Origin of the sequence: Pseudoalteromonas sp. BZA4 (genome assembly GCF_040104395.1) — a bacterium.
GTDB lineage: Bacteria > Pseudomonadota > Gammaproteobacteria > Enterobacterales > Alteromonadaceae > Pseudoalteromonas.
Map to the genome: position 1 here is coordinate 33,146 of NZ_JBECOT010000017.1, position 19,104 is coordinate 52,249.

17 protein-coding genes and 8 tRNA genes are annotated in these 19,104 nt (G+C 42.3%); 5 read left to right on the plus strand and 20 right to left on the minus strand.

Translation table 11 applies throughout. From position 1 onward, the window contains the following. Together ABMY41_RS09345 and ABMY41_RS09350 are read left to right on the plus strand one after the other, a co-directional pair. Positions 1-2,403 carry an ATP-binding protein gene (locus ABMY41_RS09345; RefSeq protein ID WP_055196909.1) on the plus strand — a complete coding sequence of 801 codons (2,403 nt, stop codon included), beginning with the start codon at positions 1-3 and terminating at the stop codon, positions 2,401-2,403. Continuing rightward, positions 2,400-2,876 (plus strand): FKBP-type peptidyl-prolyl cis-trans isomerase, encoded by a 477-nt coding sequence (locus ABMY41_RS09350; protein WP_289096720.1) that lies wholly within the window; start codon positions 2,400-2,402, stop codon positions 2,874-2,876. Before ABMY41_RS09345 ends, ABMY41_RS09350 begins: the two co-directional genes overlap by 4 nt. 38 nt (positions 2,877-2,914) lie before the next feature. Here ABMY41_RS09350 and lnt read toward each other — a convergent pair whose 3' ends face one another. The 5 genes from lnt to miaB are packed head-to-tail and all read right to left on the minus strand — an operon-like array spanning position 2,915 to position 8,349. Then, positions 2,915-4,462, minus strand: a complete 1,548-nt coding sequence (gene lnt / locus ABMY41_RS09355; RefSeq protein ID WP_349274553.1) for an apolipoprotein N-acyltransferase — start codon at positions 4,460-4,462, stop codon at positions 2,915-2,917. Continuing rightward, on the minus strand, positions 4,443-5,327 hold the full coding sequence (gene corC / locus ABMY41_RS09360) for a CNNM family magnesium/cobalt transport protein CorC (protein WP_054551660.1): 885 nt from the start codon (positions 5,325-5,327) through the stop codon (positions 4,443-4,445). The genes lnt and corC overlap by 20 nt, the downstream gene beginning before the upstream one ends. Positions 5,328-5,349: 22 nt before the next feature. Next, a complete protein-coding gene (gene ybeY, locus ABMY41_RS09365; RefSeq protein ID WP_054551659.1) occupies positions 5,350-5,805 on the minus strand; it encodes an rRNA maturation RNase YbeY in 456 nt (151 codons plus the stop codon). After that, complete coding sequence (locus ABMY41_RS09370; protein WP_054551658.1) at positions 5,802-6,854, minus strand: PhoH family protein; 1,053 nt, start codon at positions 6,852-6,854, stop codon at positions 5,802-5,804. The genes ybeY and ABMY41_RS09370 overlap by 4 nt, the downstream gene beginning before the upstream one ends. 49 nt (positions 6,855-6,903) lie before the next feature. After that, positions 6,904-8,349 (minus strand): tRNA (N6-isopentenyl adenosine(37)-C2)-methylthiotransferase MiaB, encoded by a 1,446-nt coding sequence (gene miaB, locus ABMY41_RS09375; RefSeq protein WP_138602619.1) that lies wholly within the window; start codon positions 8,347-8,349, stop codon positions 6,904-6,906. 258 nt (positions 8,350-8,607) lie between these two features. On the opposite strand from miaB, the gene ABMY41_RS09380 reads away from it, so the two are divergent. Beyond that, positions 8,608-9,777 carry an FAD-dependent oxidoreductase gene (locus ABMY41_RS09380; RefSeq protein ID WP_349274554.1) on the plus strand — a complete coding sequence of 390 codons (1,170 nt, stop codon included), beginning with the start codon at positions 8,608-8,610 and terminating at the stop codon, positions 9,775-9,777. Between the two features lie 183 nt (positions 9,778-9,960). On the opposite strand, the gene ABMY41_RS09385 is transcribed toward ABMY41_RS09380, so the two are convergent. The 15 genes from ABMY41_RS09385 to lolB all read right to left on the minus strand — a co-directional run bounded on the left by ABMY41_RS09385 (position 9,961) and on the right by lolB (position 16,643). Further along, positions 9,961-10,035 (minus strand) — tRNA-Gln (locus ABMY41_RS09385). Positions 10,036-10,073: 38 nt separating this feature from the next. Beyond that, a tRNA-Leu gene (locus ABMY41_RS09390) sits at positions 10,074-10,158 on the minus strand. Between the two features lie 66 nt (positions 10,159-10,224). Further along, positions 10,225-10,299, minus strand: a tRNA-Gln gene (locus ABMY41_RS09395). 40 nt (positions 10,300-10,339) lie between these two features. Then, positions 10,340-10,424, minus strand: a tRNA-Leu gene (locus ABMY41_RS09400). A 163-nt stretch (positions 10,425-10,587) separates the two neighbouring features. After that, positions 10,588-10,664: transfer RNA gene (locus ABMY41_RS09405), tRNA-Met, on the minus strand. A 4-nt stretch (positions 10,665-10,668) separates the two neighbouring features. Continuing rightward, a tRNA-Gln gene (locus ABMY41_RS09410) sits at positions 10,669-10,743 on the minus strand. A 36-nt stretch (positions 10,744-10,779) separates the two neighbouring features. Further along, positions 10,780-10,864, minus strand: a tRNA-Leu gene (locus ABMY41_RS09415). A 133-nt stretch (positions 10,865-10,997) separates the two neighbouring features. Next, positions 10,998-11,074 (minus strand) — tRNA-Met (locus tag ABMY41_RS09420). Next, positions 11,065-11,313 carry a hypothetical protein gene (locus ABMY41_RS09425; protein ID WP_063528696.1) on the minus strand — a complete coding sequence of 83 codons (249 nt, stop codon included), beginning with the start codon at positions 11,311-11,313 and terminating at the stop codon, positions 11,065-11,067. Before ABMY41_RS09425 ends, ABMY41_RS09420 begins: the two co-directional genes overlap by 10 nt. 379 nt (positions 11,314-11,692) lie before the next feature. Continuing rightward, positions 11,693-12,784, minus strand: coding sequence for a redox-regulated ATPase YchF (gene ychF, locus ABMY41_RS09430; RefSeq protein WP_055022130.1), 1,092 nt, complete (start codon positions 12,782-12,784; stop codon positions 11,693-11,695). 34 nt (positions 12,785-12,818) lie between these two features. Continuing rightward, positions 12,819-13,403 carry an aminoacyl-tRNA hydrolase gene (gene pth, locus ABMY41_RS09435; protein WP_130167045.1) on the minus strand — a complete coding sequence of 195 codons (585 nt, stop codon included), beginning with the start codon at positions 13,401-13,403 and terminating at the stop codon, positions 12,819-12,821. Between the two features lie 19 nt (positions 13,404-13,422). Next, complete coding sequence (locus ABMY41_RS09440) at positions 13,423-14,034, minus strand: 50S ribosomal protein L25/general stress protein Ctc (RefSeq protein WP_130167046.1); 612 nt, start codon at positions 14,032-14,034, stop codon at positions 13,423-13,425. A 152-nt stretch (positions 14,035-14,186) separates the two neighbouring features. Continuing rightward, entirely contained in the window at positions 14,187-15,134 is a 948-nt protein-coding gene (locus tag ABMY41_RS09445; protein WP_054551652.1) for a ribose-phosphate pyrophosphokinase, read from the minus strand. A 79-nt stretch (positions 15,135-15,213) separates the two neighbouring features. Next, complete coding sequence (ispE, locus tag ABMY41_RS09450; RefSeq protein ID WP_349274555.1) at positions 15,214-16,080, minus strand: 4-(cytidine 5'-diphospho)-2-C-methyl-D-erythritol kinase; 867 nt, start codon at positions 16,078-16,080, stop codon at positions 15,214-15,216. A 2-nt stretch (positions 16,081-16,082) separates the two neighbouring features. Beyond that, entirely contained in the window at positions 16,083-16,643 is a 561-nt protein-coding gene (gene lolB, locus ABMY41_RS09455) for a lipoprotein insertase outer membrane protein LolB (protein ID WP_349274556.1), read from the minus strand. A 110-nt stretch (positions 16,644-16,753) separates the two neighbouring features. Here lolB and hemA point away from each other — a divergent pair, with 110 nt between their 5' ends. Together hemA and prfA are read left to right on the plus strand one after the other, a co-directional pair. Further along, a complete protein-coding gene (gene hemA, locus ABMY41_RS09460; RefSeq protein ID WP_349274557.1) occupies positions 16,754-18,010 on the plus strand; it encodes a glutamyl-tRNA reductase in 1,257 nt (418 codons plus the stop codon). A 7-nt stretch (positions 18,011-18,017) separates the two neighbouring features. Then, positions 18,018-19,103: a peptide chain release factor 1 gene (gene prfA / locus ABMY41_RS09465; protein ID WP_054551648.1), complete on the plus strand. Its 1,086-nt coding sequence runs from the start codon at positions 18,018-18,020 to the stop codon at positions 19,101-19,103. Position 19,104 lies beyond the last annotated feature (1 nt).

Consider the following 19,104-nt stretch of genomic DNA (forward strand, 5'->3'; position numbering starts at 1 on the left):
ATGACAAAAAAACTAATCCCTCTACCTATTTCTGCGTTAGCGCCTAAGATTGCTGCAAGTCATGTTGCGACTTGTATGCAAAACCCATATCCAGAAGCGTTGCCATTTATTGGTCAACAACGTGCACAAAGTGCCCTCGACTTTTCACTCGGCATGGAATTACCTGGTTACAATGTTTATGTGATGGGTGAAGCGGCTCATGGTCGTTACACCTTAGTAAAAGACAAACTCACAGCCCATTCAAAAGACCGCCCAACGCCTAATGAGTGGTTGTATGTTAACAACTATGATGACCACCGCGAGCCAATCGCGTTATTTATGCAAGCAGGTCAATCAAAGCAGTTAGCTGACGATATAGATTCATTCATTGACGAAGTACTCGATACATTCCCAGCGGCTTTTGATAACCCAGGTTATCAACGCAAGAAAAAATCAATCGATCGTGAATTCACCGATACTTACGATGCGGCAATTACTGCTGTTGAAATTGCGGCTCTTGAACAAAGTGTGGCACTGATTGAAGAAAATGGCGTTGTTGGATTTGCGCCTTTAGTGAATGGTAAACAACTGAGCGACAGTGAATTTGCAGCCCTTGATGAGCCTCTGCGTATTGAGTTTTATGAGGTTATCGAAAAGCTTGAAGACGCGTTAATCGAAGCATTAATTGAGCTTCCTCGTTGGAAACGAGAGTCATCTGAAAAGCTACGTAACCTTAAAAAATCAACTGCTGAGCTTGCCACTAAGCCACTCATTAAAGCCCTTGAACATAAATACGCGACACACATCGGTGTATTACGTTATTTAAAAGACATTCGTGAAGAAATCATTGATGCGGTACTTGAATGGCTCGACGATGATGAAAACGACGAAAACAAAGAAGACTTTGACCGTAAAGGGATGCTCACAGACTTCTTTGCGCCAAACATTCTAGTCGAATACAAAGAGGGCGATGCAGCCCCTGTGGTGTATGAGCCAAACCCGACTTTTGGCAATATTTTCGGCAAAATTGAATATGCGACTTCGCAAGGCTCGCTTATCACCAGTTACCGCTCAATTCAGCCAGGTGCACTGCACCGTGCTAATGGTGGCTATTTGATTATGGATGCTGAAAAAGTCATGGCGAACCCACAAGTGTGGGATGGCCTTAAGCTTTCTTTAAAAACGCATCAAATCAAAAACGACTTACCATATCAAGACAGCTCAGTGGGAAGTAGCTTTACGTTACGTCCGCAGCTTATTCCTCTTGATGTAAAAATAGTGCTGCTAGGCTCTCGCGACCTTTATTACACCATAGGTGAATATGACGAAGAGTTTGCAGAGTTATTCCGTGTCCTTGCTGACTTTGATTATTACTTGCCAAGTAGCGATAAACTGCAATATCAGTTCATTACCAAGGTGACGGAATATTGTCAGCAAACACTTAATTGCACGGTAAATGAAGCGGCAATGGCAAGATTATTAAAGTTTAGTTATCGCCAAGCTGAGCACCATAACAAGCTCTCAGCTCGCTTTGCAGATGTATTAGAGTTAGTGGCAGAAGCCAGTTTTTATGCCAAACAAGATGGGCAAACCGTGATTGATGCTCATCACATAGATGAAGCCATTGTTGGCAAGCAATACCGCACAGGGCAAATTTCTGAAACCATGCTGAGTGATATCAAAGAGGGGCAAATTTTAATTGCAACCGAAGGTCACGCAGTGGGCAAAGTAAATGGCTTAACTGTGCTGCACATTGGCGATACCTCATTTGGTACACCTGCACGCATTACAGCCACTGTGTACGCAGGTGCAGATGGCGTAATTGACGTTGAACGTGAAGCCGAGCTAGGTAAAGCCATTCACTCAAAAGGGGTGATGCTATTAACGGGTTACTTAGGTAATAAGTATGCTCAGCAATTTAGCCTAACGCTCAGTGCCAATATCGCAATAGAGCAAAGCTATGGCTACATCGACGGTGATAGCGCCTCATTAGCAGAGCTGTGCGCGCTTATATCAGCCATTACAAACTTACCTATTAGCCAATCTATTGCACTTACAGGTTCAATTAACCAGCATGGTGATGTGCAATCAATTGGTGGCGTAAACGAGAAAATAGAAGGCTTCTTCAAACTTTGCAAAATGCGTGGCTTAACCGGTGAGCAAGGGGTGATTATTCCTAAATCAAACCAAGTTAATTTAGTGCTTGATGACGAAGTACTCGATGCGGTTGAAAAAGGGCGCTTTAATATTTATGCCGTTGAAACGGTTGATCAAGCACTGAGCTTATTAATGGATAAAGACGCAGGTGAAATGACCGCAGAAGGTTACCCTGAAGGCTCTATTAACGCGCTAGCCTTAGCAAGGCTTGCCAATATTGCAGATATCGTAAATGGCGACAATGATGATGAGAAGGACGCAGAATGATTAATTTAATACTTTTACTGATCATTGGTATTTTTTGTTTTTTAATCTTTAAAAACAGCAAAAAGGCGAAGATACAAGCCCTTGAAAATGAAAAGCTCGCCGCGGACTTTTTAGCGAATAACAGTAAAGCCGATGATGTTCATGAAACCGCATCTGGGCTGCAATACAAAATTGAGCAAAGTTCAGGTAATGACACAAAGCCAAGTGCAACCAGTAAAGTAAAGGTTCACTATCATGGCACGCTTATGGATGGCAGTGTTTTTGACAGTTCAGTGGTAAGAAATTCGCCAATCAGCTTTGGTTTGAATCAAGTCATTGCAGGTTGGACCGAAGGCTTACAGCTAATGAACGAAGGGGATAAGTTTACCTTTTATATCCCGCCTCAGCTTGCCTACGGCCGTAAACGCGTCGGCAGTATTCCAGCAGGCTCGCTACTTATATTTGATGTAGAGTTGATTAAGATAGAATCTTAAAATGTTAAAAAGGCTTCATCATGAAGCCTTTTTAATAGTTATTTCTTAACCCTTACAAAGACACCCACAGCGCTCAGTAATATCACTACCGCCCATACTGGCCAATTGCCATATTGACTATAGATACTATCGCCTTTGATTAAAGTGATATTGGCCTCAAGTACATCCGCTTTAAATTGTGGCATAGCTAATTGCGATTGAGCGATAGGGTCGTAAACGGCGCTAATACCATTATTCGTCACACGAATTAGCGGGCGCTGTAACTCTAAGGCGCGCATACGCGCTATTTGCATGTGCTGATGCGGGCCATGTGAGTCACCAAACCATGCATCGTTACTCACTGTGAATAGAATGTCGGAGTCACTGCGATAATTTCCGCGAACCAACTCAGAAAAAGCAATTTCATAGCAAATAGCCGGTAAAATATTTAAGCCATTTGCGCGTAAATTGTTTTGCACTTCATCGCCACGAGTGAAAGATGACATAGGTAAATCAAACAGTGGCGCAATTGGACGTAAGAAGTCTTGGAACGGCACAAACTCACCAATAGGTAATAACTGATGCTTTTGATAGCGGTTTTTACCTAAATATTGATAGTGGCCTTCACTGTCATTGTGTTCTTTTTTACCAAGCACTATTAAGGTATTAAAAATGTTACGCGTGTCGTATTGGTAATCAACGATACCGGTAATAAGCGCGGTGTCATTAAACGTTGCGGCACTATCAAGGCCTGTTAAATATTCGGTTGATAATGCTTCAAGCTCAGGCACAGCAGCTTCTGGCCAGACAATCAAATCAGCATTCCAATGCAGGCGAGTCATATCTTGGTATTTGCTCATAGTCGTCCAAAACTCAGACGGTTCAAAGCGAAGATGCTGTTTAATATTACCCTGCACTAGTACAGTCTTAATGGTTTTGTCTTGGTAGTGTAGCTGGCTGCTGCTTGCAATCGCATATAAGCCAGCTAATAGGGCTACAGAGGCGATAAGAGGTTTACCATCTTTATTTGCTAGGCGATATAAAGCAAACGCAATTAATATACATACAAGCGTAATCCCAAACTCACCAGTCACTGGGGCTAAAAAATTAAGTGGGCTGTCTGTTTGCGTATAACCAAAACTCAGCCACGGAAAGCCCGTTAGCAATGTGCCACGTAAGTATTCTGTGGTTGCGATAGCGGCGAGTAACCAACATATAAAGCTGTATGGGCCTGTAGCAAGGCGTGTTGCCAGCCAAGTAGCTAATGCAGGATAAAGGGCTAAATAAGCACAAAGCAGCACCATTAACGAAAGTGATGCGATTAATGGCATGCCACCAAAGGTCGCTATTGATACATGCACCCAGCTTATACCTGCACCAAACCATCCTAAACCAAATATAAAGCCATATTTAGCACTTTGTTTAGCGGCTAATTTACCGTTTGCGAGAGGGTTAATGCAGTAGAGTAGAGCACCAAGGGAAAGAAAAGTTATAAACCATAGGTTATAGGGTGCGTAACTTAAGGTTAAAAAGAGGCCCGCAATAAGTGCGAGCCAGGCTTTTTTATCTTTTGCAAGGTGACTTAGGTTAGTTAGCAGTTTCTTCACTGTCGTTATCATCAGCCTTTGGAATGGTGACTTGCAATTGTAAGATACGGCGGTTATCTGCGTTAGTGACTTTAAATTGTAAGCCTTCTACCTCGATTGTTTCACCACGGCTTGGCATGTGGCCAAATGCATGTAAAACAATACCACCTATGGTGTCAGCATCTGAGGTGCTGTAACCAGTTTTAAAATACTCGTTAAAGTCATCAACTTCGGTCAACGCTTGCACAGCGTATACGTGTTTTGCAACTTGGCGAATATCTTGTAGGTCTTCACTTTCATCGTGCTCGTCTTCGATTTCACCCACGATGATTTCAAGGATATCTTCGATAGTGACAAGACCAGACACGCCACCATACTCATCAATAACAATCGCCATGTGGTAACGTTGTTGACGGAACTCATTAAGCAGCGTGTCTACACGTTTACTTTCAGGCACTACAACTGCAGGACGCAAATATTCACGTAAAGAAGGCAGTTGCTCATCTTTGTTGATGATCAGTGGTAATAAATCTTTTGCTAATAAAATACCTTCAACATGGTCTTTGTCTTCACATACCACAGGAAAACGTGAATGTGTTGAATCAACCATCATAGGTAATAGTTCTTCTAATGGTGTATCAACCTCTAAGGTTACCATTTGCGAGCGTGGGATCATGATGTCCCGCACTTTCAGCTCTGATACACCTAGCACCCCTTCAATCATATCTTTGGTTTCAGGGTCGATAAGGTCGCGTTCTTGCGCATCGGCAATTACTTCTACCAGCTCTTCTCTATTCTGGGGTTCCCCTTGCAACATTTGGGCTATGCGGCCCAGCCACGTTTTGCCAGAAGAACCCTGGCTAGTTTGCGAGTTGTCGTCGCTCATTGCGTCTAATTGCTCCGTTAATTTAAATATCGTCTCGATATGGGTCAGCGATGTTCAGATCGGCAAGTAATTGCTTTTCTATGCTTTCCATTTCAAGTGCATCTTCGTCCTTTATATGGTCAAATCCAAGTAAATGCAAGCATCCATGGATAACCATATGGGCAAAATGGTCGTGAAAGGTTTTTTCTTGCTCAATTGATTCGGCTAAAACAATAGCCGGACAAATGATTAAATCACCTACTAAAGGTAACTCAATGCCCGGTGGTGCTTCAAATGGAAAAGATAAGACATTAGTCGGTTTATCTTTGCCGCGGTAATCATTGTTGAGCTGCTGGCTTTGTGCTTCATCGCTGATCACTATAGTCAGCTCTGCATCTTCACGGTAGTTGCTAAGGGCTTTGTCAGCCCATAGCTGGAATTGTTCAAAGCTTGGTAAGTCGTCAAACTCACAGGCTATTTGTAAATCTAATTCGGTCACGAGTTTGCTTCTTGTTGGTTTGCTTGTGCTTCTTTCGCACGTTGCTTCTCTGCACGTTTTAAACGTTCTGCTTCATCGTTACGCTCATAAGCTTCAACGATACGAGCAACAACCGGGTGGCGAACCACATCGTGTGATTGGAAGAAGTTAAAGCTAATTTCATCGACACCGTTTAATACTTCGATGGCATGACGTAGGCCTGAGCGGGCACCACGCGGTAAATCGACTTGTGTGATATCACCCGTGATCACAGCTTTTGAATTAAAACCAATACGAGTTAAGAACATTTTCATTTGTTCTGCTGTGGTATTTTGGCTTTCATCGAGAATAATAAACGCGTCATTAAGCGTACGACCACGCATGTAGGCAAGGGGCGCAACTTCAATCACGTTTTTCTCTATTAACTTTTCTACACGCTCAAAACCCAGCATTTCAAATAATGCATCGTATAGAGGGCGTAAATACGGGTCGATTTTTTGGCTTAAGTCACCTGGTAAAAAGCCTAGTTTTTCACCAGCTTCAACCGCAGGACGAGTTAATAAAATACGGCGAATTTCTTGACGCTCTAAGGCATCAACAGCTGCAGCAACCGCTAAATAAGTTTTACCTGTACCGGCTGGGCCAATACCAAAGGTAATATCGTGGTGCAAAATATTTGCAACATACACGCCTTGATTATCATTGCGCGGTTTAATAACGCCACGGCGAGTTTTAATCACCATGTCTTTGCCATATACACCTGGGTTTTCATCTTGCTCTAGCGCATTTGATTCGCTAATTGCCAAGTGTACGGCTTCAGGTTCAATCTCGCCAATCAGGCCGCGAATAGGTTGAGTTTCAATATAGAGGTTTTTTAGTATCTCAACAGCCGCTGCTGCAAGGTGCAGTTTACCAGTTACTCTGAAGAAATTATCACGATGTGCAATCTCAACACCAAGGCGGCGTTCAATTTGCTTAATGTTTTCGTCAAACGGACCACATAAAGATGAAAGGCGTTTGTTGTCGGCGGGTTCTAAATAAATCTCTAATGTTTTTAACTGATTACTCAAAATTGCTTCCTATTGATGGGTGCAGGCTGTGCCTGCACCAAGTGTCACCCTAAGGTACGAAAGTAGCAACGCCAATTTCGTTAGGGGCCGCAGCGGCCTCAGCTTCAGCAGCTTTACTTAAAATAGCTGAAGGTGCCACATCACGGCGTAAGTTCATTTCTGATTCTGTACGAATTAGTTCACCACGTAAAGAGTTTGGCAATGCTTCTGTAATACGTACATCAACGAATTGACCGATCACTGAGTGAGGGCCTTCAAAGTTAACCACTCGGTTGTTCTCAGTACGGCCACGTAATTCCATTGGGTTCTTCTTAGAAGGACCTTCAACTAGGATACGCTGTTCGGTATCAAACATTTGGCGGCTGATTTGCTGCGCCATTTGCGTGATACGGTTTTGCAGAATGTATAAACGTTCTTTTTTCTCTTGCTCTGTTACGTCATCTGGTAAATCAGCAGCAGGCGTACCAGGGCGCGCACTGTAGATGAAGCTAAAGCTCATATCAAAACCAATATCATTGATAAGGTTCATAGTTGCTTCAAAGTCCGCTTTACTTTCGCCAGGGAAACCAATGATGAAGTCTGAAGACATGCTTAGGTTAGGGCGAATTTTACGTAACTTACGAATCGTAGATTTGTACTCGAGTGCAGTATGACCACGTTTCATAAGGTTAAGAACACGGTCTGAACCACTTTGCACTGGTAAGTGTAGGTGGTCAACAAGCTCAGGTACGTCTGCGTACGCATCAATGATATCTGGCGTAAATTCTACAGGGTGCGATGTGGTATAACGAATGCGGTCAATACCGTCAATCGCAGCGACATAACGTAATAGATCAGAGAAGTAACAAATTTCACCGTCGTGAGTTTCACCACGATACGCATTTACGTTTTGACCAAGTAGGTTTACTTCGCGAACACCTTGCTCTGCAAGTTGGGCAACTTCAAGTAAGACGTCATCAAGTGGGCGGCTTACTTCTTCACCACGTGTATAAGGAACTACGCAGAATGTACAGTATTTAGAACAACCTTCCATAATTGATACAAACGCAGTAGGGCCTTCCGCTTTTGGCTCTGGTAAACGGTCGAACTTTTCAATCTCAGGGAATGAAACGTCAACTACCGAGCTGCTGTCGCCACTTTGCACTTGCTTAATCATTTCAGGTAAGCGGTGTAATGTTTGCGGGCCAAAGATTACATCAACAAACGGCGCACGTTGACGAATTGAGTCACCTTCTTGCGATGCAACACAGCCACCAACACCAATGATTAACTCTGGTTTGTCGTCTTTTAATAGTTTCCAACGGCCAAGCTGATGGAATACTTTCTCTTGTGCCTTTTCACGGATTGAACAGGTATTGAGTAAGATCACGTCAGCGTCTTCAGCTTCTTCAGTTAACTGATAGCCGTTAGTCGCATCTAGTAGATCAGCCATTTTCTGAGAGTCGTACTCGTTCATCTGACAACCCCAGGTTTTAATATGCAGCTTTTTACTCATTGAAATATAGCCTCGTTTTCAATTCGGTAGTGACACAAAAATGTGTTAGAAACAGGATTAAGTGGCAAGTATGCCGACTTAAAGGACGCGTATTTTAGCTGGATACCCGCACAGATCCAAGTATAGTTTTTATCTTTGTGGTGTGAAATCAAACAAGTCACTGTTTTGAAATTCATAAGCAGTAAATGCACTGACACGCAATATTGAATTACGTTACAATTTATCTCGTATTTAAATAGCCAAATGAGCGAATATTAAATGAATAAAAATAAGGTAATTGTTGTCGGTGGCGGCATGGTAGGTGCTGCTACTGCTGTAAAACTGGCTAAGCAGGGTAGGGATGTCACCGTTATTGAAAAGCACCTTATCGATGCTGATCAAATTTTAAGCTCAGATAAGGTTGATATTCGCATTTCGGCTATTAATCGTTTTTCAGAGAATTTACTCGATGAGCTTGGTGCAATGCCGTTACTTAGACAAAATCGTATCGCACCTTATCAACAATTAGAGGCCTACCAGCAACAAGGCGAGAATTTATTGTTTGATAGCCATGAGATTGGCGAAACGCATTTAGGTCATTTAATCGAAAATAATTTAATTCAAGCAAGTCTCTGGCAGCAATTCGCCAAGTACAACATCGAAGTGATAGAGCAGTTATCTGCCATCACGGATATTACTCAAACGGTTGATTCAATCACCTTACATTATGGCGATACTCAATATACCGCTGATTTAGTTGTTGCTGCAGATGGTGGACAGTCACAATTGCGAACTAAAGCTGGTTTAGGTGTAACGGGTTGGCAATATGGCCAGCATTGCATGGGCGTGTTAATCAAATTAGATGCCCCACAGCAGGTAAAAACGTGGCAACAATTTACGCCAACCGGGCCTGTGGCGTTTCTACCGATGCAGGCGCCTTATGCTAATTTAATTTGTTATCACGAGGCTGCGGTTTTAAAGCAGTGGCAAAAATTGTCGAATGAGCAACTTAAAGCGAAGCTCATTGACCATTTTCCTGAATTACCGGGCGACTTTGAATTACTTGAGCATGCTGTTTTTCCACTTGCACGCCAGCATGCCAATGATTACTCGCACGGACGTTTAGTTTTGGTGGGTGATTCGGCGCACACAATTAACCCGCTTGCTGGGCAAGGTGTGAACCTAGGGTTTCAAGATGTTGTAGCACTGGCAGATATTTTGGCGGATCAACCTGATGTTGGTCAGCAAGCGTTATTAAAGCGCTACGAGAAAAAACGCCGCCACGCTAATTTATTAATGATGAGTATGATGGATGCGTGTTATTTTGGTTTTTCAAACGAGATTAAACCACTGAGCTGGGTGCGCAGTAAGTTTTTAAAGCTTGCTAATAACACTGGCCCTGCAAAGAACTGGGTTTTAAAATATGCGATTAGCGGGACATTAAGTTAATCGTAAAAAAATTAATCGTACAAAAGACAAAGAAGCGGGGTAATGAAAATTAGCCCGTTTTTTTTGCTAATACCAAATATACTTTGGAGAAACTTGAAACTTGAAACTTGAAACTTGAAACTTGAAACTTGAAACTTGAAACTTGAAACTTGAAACTTGAAACTTGAAAGGGAAGTAAGTAGTTGGCTGGGATACCAGGATTTGAACCTGGGAATGGCAGGATCAAAACCTGCTGCCTTACCGCTTGGCGATATCCCAACGCTAAACTTGAAGAGTTTTAGTTCTACTTAAGAACATGGTGCGGAAGGAGAGACTTGAACTCTCACAACCGAAGTTACTGGAACCTAAATCCAGCGCGTCTACCAATTCCGCCACTCCCGCATCATAAGGTTTGCTAATTTAAGCTCTTAGCGTGAGTATTCTTATTCACTCTCTTGGTAGAGAAAGTGGCTGGGATACCAGGATTTGAACCTGGGAATGGCAGGATCAAAACCTGCTGCCTTACCGCTTGGCGATATCCCAACAAAGAATAATTTGATAGTTTTGGTTCTTATCAAGAACATGGTGCGGAAGGAGAGACTTGAACTCTCACAACCGAAGTTACTGGAACCTAAATCCAGCGCGTCTACCAATTCCGCCACTCCCGCATACCTTTTGCGTTTGTAGTAAGGGAACCTAAATCCAGCGTCTTAATCAAGACATCGGCCAATTCCGCTACTTCGCATCATTCGTACTAAAAGTACTGGTAGTTATTTTAAACTCTTCATTGAGTGCAGCTTTAACTCCTGCAGAGCCATTCTTAAGAAAGAATGGTGGCTAAGACGGGATTTGAACCTGTGACCCCATCATTATGAGTGATGTGCTCTAACCAACTGAGCTACTTAGCCATCGTGGCTGGGATACCAGGATTTGAACCTGGGAATGGCAGGATCAAAACCTGCTGCCTTACCGCTTGGCGATATCCCAACAAAAGCTTGATAGTTTGAGTTCTTATCAAGAACATGGTGCGGAAGGAGAGACTTGAACTCTCACAACCGAAGTTACTGGAACCTAAATCCAGCGCGTCTACCAATTCCGCCACTCCCGCATACCTTTTGCGTTCGTAGTAAGGGAACCTAAATCCAGCGTCTTAATCAAGACATCGGCCAATTCCGCCACTCCCGCATCATTCGTACTTAAAGTACTGGTAGTTATTTTAAACTCTTCATTGAGCAAAAAAGTGGTGGCTAAGACGGGATTTGAACCTGTGACCCCATCATTATGAGTGATGTGCTCTAACCAACTGAGCTACTTAGCCATCTTTTTTGTTAGCACTTCATCGCTGAGTGCGGGGCGTATTATGCTGATATGACCTAAATCCGTCAACACCTTTTTTGCAAAAAAATGCTTATCAGTGTTTGTTTGCATTAAAATTAAGCTAAGTGGCGAAATTTCATTTAAATTGCTGTTTTTTTGACTGCAATTTATGGGTTTAATTCCCAAACGCATCGTAAGAGTTTTAAAACGTACATTTAAAGTTGCTTGATTTTCATACAAAAATCAAGTTTCAAAATTAGTTAGCGTGATCTTTTAGGTGATTTAAACATAAAAAAGCGAAAGCGAATGAATTTATATAGGCTATTTTGTCACTAAGGGGGCTTATTTTTACTTTTAAAATACCCACAATTTGCTAATCGAGCAGTCAACAGTTTGCAAAATGGGGAGCGAGCTTTAGAAGTTCCCCTCAATTAACTGTTGTTCTCACTCTTAATAACATAACTCACTGTTCAGCTTGAGTAACATAATACATCACTAAAAAGAACAAGCAGAAGTATTACTCATCATGCTTTGATGTTTTACTGAGTTAGTAATATTTAGGCAATAAAAAAGGCTCGTAATAACGAGCCTTTTTTTATAATCGAATGAGCAAATATGCTTATACGTTAAATAAGAAGTTCATCACATCGCCGTCTTTAACGATGTATTCTTTACCTTCTTGACGCATCTTACCAGCTTCTTTAGCACCGCTTTCGCCTTTAAACTCAATGTAGTCGTCAAATGCGATAGTTTGTGCACGGATAAAGCCACGCTCAAAGTCAGTGTGGATTTTACCCGCAGCTTGCGGTGCAGTCGCACCTACTGGGATTGTCCATGCACGTACTTCTTTAACGCCAGCAGTGAAGTAGGTTTGTAATTTAAGTAACTCGTAACCACCACGGATCACTAAGTTAAGACCTGGCTCTTCTAAACCTAGGTCAGCCATAAATTCTAGTTTATCTTCTTCTTCAAGTTCAGATAACTCAGATTCAATCGCTGCACATACTGGAATAACAACCGCATCTTCTGCAGCAGCAATTTCACGTACTTTGTCTAGGTAAGGGTTATTTTCAAAACCATCCTCTGCCACGTTAGCAATATACATGGTAGGTTTGATTGTTAAGAAGTTAAGCGGCTTAATCGCTGCTTTTTCTTCTTTTGTTAGTTCTAAAGAACGTAACGTTAAACCTTCATCTAAGTGTACTTTTACTTTTTCTAAAACAGCATTTTGCTCTTTAGCGTCTTTGTCGCCGCCTTTTGCTTTTTTAGCATTACGAACAATCGCTTTATCAGCACTGTCCATATCAGCAAGTACTAATTCAGTGTTAATTACATCGATATCATCAGCAGGGTCAATTGTGCCAGCAACGTGAACAATGTTTTCGTCTTCAAAACAACGAACAACGTGACCAATCGCATCTGTTTCACGAATGTTTGCTAGGAATTGGTTACCTAAACCTTCACCTTTCGATGCGCCTTTTACTAGACCGGCAATGTCAACGAATTCCATCGTCGTTGGTAAAATACGCTGAGGATTTACGATAGCGGCTAAATCATTTAAGCGCGCATCAGGAACCGGTACCACACCCGTGTTAGGCTCAATGGTACAGAAAGGGAAGTTAGCGGCTTCAATACCCGCTTTAGTTAGTGCATTAAATAGAGTTGATTTACCAACGTTTGGCAAACCAACGATGCCACATTTAAAACCCATAGTAAGATACCTTGTGTAATTTCATTAAAACGGATTAAGGTTTAAATGAATGTAGTCTGTTTTGTGCTTTTAACACACCATCTTTTGCAAGTATTTCCATACAACGAACTGCTTCGTCAACGGCGGCGTCCATTTTTTCTTGATCGTCTTTCGCGGCTTTACCTAGCACCCAGCCTGTTACCATTTCTCGGTGACCTGGATGACCAATGCCAATGCGAAGGCGCATGAAATCTTTTTGGTTTGCCATTTTCGCAATAATATCTTTTAAACCATTGTGACCGCCGTGGCCGCCACCTTTTTTAAGTTTTGCAACCCCAGGATCTAAGTCCATTTCGTCATGAGCAACGAGAATGTTCTCAACAGGGATTTTAAAGAAATTAGCGAGACTACTCACCGCCTTACCACTTAAATTCATATAAGTTGTAGGGATCAGTAATTTAAATTCTTGGCCTTGAATAATCACTTTGCCGGTGAGGCCGTGATATTTAGGATCATGTTTGAGTGTGCAGTTATAACGTGCAGCCAGTTCTTCGATGAACCAAGCACCTGCATTATGGCGTGTGTTTGCGTATTCGGGGCCTGGATTAGCCAGGCCCACAAGCATTTGAATAGAATTCAAGGTGTTTACACCTTAAAAATTATTCTGCAGCGTCTTCTGAAGCTTCTTCTTCAGCTGGAGCTGCTTTGTTAGCTTTAACAGTAACAACTGACTGATCGTGATCAGCGCCTTTAGTTAGCTCAACAGATGCAACACCTGAAGGAAGTTTAAGGTCAGAAAGGTGGATTGAATCACCAGCTACTAAATCTGAAACGTTAACTTCAACGAACTCAGGAAGTGCTTTAGGAAGACACGTGATTTCGATTTCAGTTAATTGGTGAACAACAGTGTTACCAGCTTTAGTTACTTTCTCTTCACCGATGAAGTGTACAGGCACTTTAGTGTGAAGTTTGTGAGTAGCATCTACACGTTGGAAGTCTAAGTGAGTGATCTTAGGCTTGTACGGGTGACGTTGAATATCTTTAAGGATAGCTTCAACTGACTCGCCACCGATGTTTAAAGTAAGGATATGCGTGTAGAAACCTTCGTCTTCTTGCGCTTTGATCATATCTTTGTGTGCAAGAACGATTGATGCAGCTTCTTTGTCAGCACCGTAAAGGATTGCAGGAACTTTATCTTCACGGCGTAGGCGGCGGCTCGCACCAGTACCTGTTTCTGTACGTAATTCTGCATTGTATGTGTAAGTTGACATAATGTCTCCAATAATTAATAGTCTTAGGGCCTTTGCGACCAAGGTCCCCAGCCAAAAGGCGCGCTATCATACCACCCCTTTCGGGGAAAATAAATAACGACTACAAAAAAAGCACCTAAGCGGTGCTTTTTTTAGTATTGCAGTAATGTTGATTAGTGTTCAAACATCGCTGAAATAGATTCTTCGTTGCTGATACGACGGATTGTTTCAGCAAGCATATCTGCAAGTGTAAGCACTTTGATTTTATCAATTGCTTTAAGCTCATCAGATAGTGTGATTGAGTCAGTTACGATAACTTCGTCAATAACTGAGTTACGAATGTTCTCAGCTGCATTACCTGAAAGTACAGGGTGAGTAGCGTAAGCAAATACGCGTTTTGCACCGTGTTCTTTAAGCGCTGCTGCTGCTTTACATAAAGTGCCACCGGTATCGATCATGTCATCAACGATGATACAGTCACGACCTTCAACGTCACCAATAATGTGCATTACTTGTGAAACGTTTGCTTGTGGACGACGCTTGTCAATAATAGCAAGGTCTGTGTCGTTTAATAGCTTAGCGATTGCACGAGCTCGAACAACACCACCGATATCAGGAGAAACAACAACAACGTCATCGAAGTCGCGTTCTTTCATATCTTCAAGTAGAACTGGGCTACCAAATACGTTATCAACTGGTACGTCGAAGAAACCTTGGATTTGTTCAGCGTGTAAATCAACCGTTAGAACGCGGTCAACACCAACACTTGAAAGGAAATCTGCAACTACTTTAGCTGTAATTGGTACACGAGCAGAACGCACGCGGCGGTCTTGACGTGAATAACCAAAGTAAGGGATAACGGCAGTAATACGTCCAGCAGACGCACGACGTAGGGCATCAACCATAACGATAAGCTCCATTAAGTTATCGTTAGTAGGGTTACAGGTTGATTGGACAATGAAAACGTCAGAGCCACGAACATTTTCATTAATTTGAACACTGATCTCACCGTCACTAAAACGGCCAACAACAGCATCGCCTAATTCAATATACAAACGTTTTGCAACTTTTTGAGCTAGCTCAGGTGTTGCGTTACCAGCGAAGAGCTTCATGTCAGGCACGGTAGGGTTCCTCAGGCACTGAATTTTGGGACTAACAGGCTATGGTAGGCACCAAAGCAGGTTAACATTTACTTGTACGTTACTTCATTTCAAAGTGAGCATTTAATGCTGTATGAGCAGGAGAAAGTGTAGCACTACTTGCAACAAAACCTGTCCATTTTTCTGGTAATTGAGCTAAAACTTGTTGTGCTTGTGCCTCGGTTGAAAACTCAGCAAAGCAGCAAGCGCCTGTACCAGTCATCTTTGACGGGGCGTATTTTAGCAACCACTGCAGGGCTTTTTCAACCTCGGGGCAGAGCTTTTTAACTAAAGCCTCACAATCATTGCCTAAATTTTCTGTTTGCCAGTCTGCTTTTAGCTTAGGTGTGTCGCGCTTTAAATCTGGGTGGGTAAAAATTTTCGCGGTGCTCACATGCTGCCCTGGATGCACCACACAGAACCAACTTTGCGGTAATTCAACATTTTCTAGTTGCTCGCCAATCCCATGGGCAATGGCAGTGTGACCATTTATAAATACTGGTACATCAGCGCCTAATTTCACCCCAAGCTCTGCTAATTCTGTAAGTGATAAATCACAGCCCCATAGTTTATTAAGAGCAAGTAGGGTAGTGGCGGCATCAGATGAGCCACCGCCAACACCACCGCCCATAGGTAAACGTTTTAATAGCTTTATTGAAGCACCTTGTTGGCAATTACAGTGTTGTTGTAATAAACGGGCTGCTTTATATATAAGGTTATCTGCAAGCTCAATACCGTTTGTATCACCAGTTACAGAAATATCTGGCTCGTTACTAACCGTAAATGTTAAGTCATCACCAAACTCTAAAAAGGTAAATAAGGTTTCGAGTTCATGGTAGCCATCTTCACGGCGACCATTTATATGAAGGAATAAATTAAGTTTTGCAGGTGCTATTAAAGTTAGCGGGCCGGTTGAAGCGTGTGTCATGATTAATTTAACTGCCAATCATTAAGTTGAATTTTAATACGAATTTTATTGTTTTTAAGGCTTAGCTTAACAGGAAGCCAATAACCATCTTGTTTGATGTAATCTGAATAGGTAATCTGCCACTGTTGACCATTGTGAGCTTGCCAAACAAGACTTTTTAAACGGCCTTGCTCATCATAGCTGGCTTGATCGTTCTCGACGGTGCCTTTTAGCCACTTTGCGGCATTATCCAATGGGATTGAAAAACCGGTTAAACGATATAACAACATTGAGGCGTCACGGTCAGTATATACATTGTCGTCATACTCAAGTTCAGCGCCTTGTGCATTTTGCTTTAAAGATAGAATACGGGTACCAATAAAGCTGGTAAGCACCATTTCACTGTATTGCTCATCATGTTGCCAATTTAAATTGGCTGACTGGCGCTGCTCTGTACTAATAAATGCCATTTTGCCTTGCACTTGCCATTGAGCTTGTTGTTCTAATCGGCTTTTCCAGTCAGGATAAATGTAATCAACTGTTGAAATTTTTTGCGCACAACCGCCGATAAATAAAAAAAACATGAATAAAATCAAATATTGTTTAATCAAATGTCGTTCCTTACTTTCCATATTCCGCTGATTTTTGGTAAAATTAATGCCTTTACAGCTGGGCTTAGCAATATTTGGTACATATGACCATCGTAGCACTTGGTATAAATCACAAAACCGCATCCGTAGAATTACGCGAAAAAGTCGCGTTTTCGCCTGAGCAAATGTCTGAGGCGTTACAGCAATTAAGTGGTCATGCGCATTTTAATGAAGCGGTTATTGTTTCGACCTGCAACCGAACTGAAATCTATTGTAGCCTTGCCGAGCGTAATTCCCAAACCTTGTTGCGCTGGTTAGCCAGTTTCCATGGTTTGGATGAACAAGAACTGAGCAACAATATCTATTACCATGAAGATCACGAAGCAATTAACCACTTAATGCGGGTGTCTTGTGGTCTAGATTCATTAGTACTTGGCGAGCCGCAAATTTTAGGGCAAATAAAACAAGCCTACCATAATGCAAAAACTCACGATGCCATTGGTGTAACCTTTGACCGCTTGTTTCAAAAAACATTTTCTGTTGCAAAACAAGTTCGTACCGAAACTGACATTGGTGCCAGCGCTGTATCTGTTGCCTATGCCGCGGTTAATCTTGCGAAACATATTTACGGCAAACTAGATAAAACCAATGTACTGCTAATTGGTGCAGGTGAGACGATTGAACTAGTTGCTAAGCACTTATACCAAAACGATCCGCAAAAAATCACGGTGGCAAATCGTACTATTGAACGCGCTAAAACGTTAGCCAGTGAGGTTAACGCGGATGTGATTGCGCTTGCCCAGTTACCTGAGCGTATACACGACGCCGATATTGTTATTAGTTCAACCGCCAGTACCTTGCCTATTATTGGTAAAGGGGTTGTAGAACAGGCGTTAAAAAAGCGCCGCCACAAACCAATGTTATTTATCGATATTGCGGTACCGCGTGATATCGAAAGCCAAGTAGGCGAATTAGATGCTGCCTATTTGTATTCAGTTGATGACTTACAAGCCATAGTAAGCGAGAATATCGCCGCCCGTGAGCAGGCTGCGGAGCAAGCGCAAGCTATTATTCGCTCACGTACCGATGAATTTGCTATGTGGTTGCGTTCACTCGATTCGGTGGATCTTATTCGCCATTATCGCAACGATGTACAAGATATAAAGTCAGAACTTGTCGAAAAAGCCCTTGGCCAGCTACAAGCAGGTAAAGAGGCAGAAAAAGTAATACTCGAGTTGGCAAACAAACTGACCAACCGCTTGATGCACGCACCTACCCGTGCCATTCAAGATGCTGCTAAAAAAGGTGAAGCAGCGGAGTTAAGCCAATTAAAGAAAATGTTAGGTATTGATCAGGAATAGTCGTTAAATGAAAGAGTCTGTTTATAGAAAATTAGAAACCTTAGTTGAGCGTTATGAGGAAGTGCAAGCGCTACTAAGCGACCCCTCTGTGATCAGCGACCAAAATCGCTTTCGTGCCTTATCTAAAGAATACTCAGAATTAGAAGAAATCGTAAAAGCATTTTTAGCGTACCAACAAGCGCAAGATGATGTTGCTACAGCAGAAGAAATGTTAAAAGACTCTGATCCTGATATGCGTGAAATGGCGCAAGAAGAATACAAAGAAGCAAAAGCACAAATTATTGCATTAGAAGATGAAATCCAAATTCTAATGCTACCAAAAGACCCTAAAGACAATAATAACGTCTATTTAGAGGTTCGTGCCGGTACCGGTGGTGATGAAGCTGCTATCTTCGCAGGTGATTTATTCCGTATGTATAGCCGCTACGCTGAAACTAAAAAGTGGAAAGTAGAAGTAGTAAGTACTAACGAAGGTGAGCACGGCGGTTATAAAGAAGTGATTGCACATATCTCCGGCGAAGGCGTGTATGGTCAGCTTAAGTTTGAATCAGGTGCGCACCGTGTACAACGTGTACCAGAGACAGAGTCGCAAGGTCGTGTTCATACCTCAGCTTGTACTGTAGCCGTTATGGCAGAAATTCCTGAAGCGGAAGCAATTGAAATTAACCCTGCAGATATTAAAGTCGATACTTTCCGTGCATCGGGTGCCGGTGGTCAGCACGTAAATAAAACTGACTCAGCAATCCGTATTACACACATTCCAACGGGTGTGGTTGTAGAGTGTCAGGATGAGCGATCACAGCATAAAAACCGTGCCAAAGCGATGTCTGTACTAGGTGCACGTTTACAACAAGCTGAAGATGAAAAGCGTCAAGCGGCTGAAGCGTCAGAACGTCGTAATTTAGTAGGTAGTGGTGACCGCTCTGAGCGTATTCGTACCTATAACTACCCGCAAGGTCGTATTACCGATCACCGTATTAACTTAACACTTTATCGTTTGAATGAAGTAGTTGCCGGTGATTTAGGAAGTGTTATCGAACCTCTAATGCAAGAACACCAAGCTGACTTACTTGCTGCGATGGGCGATGAATAAT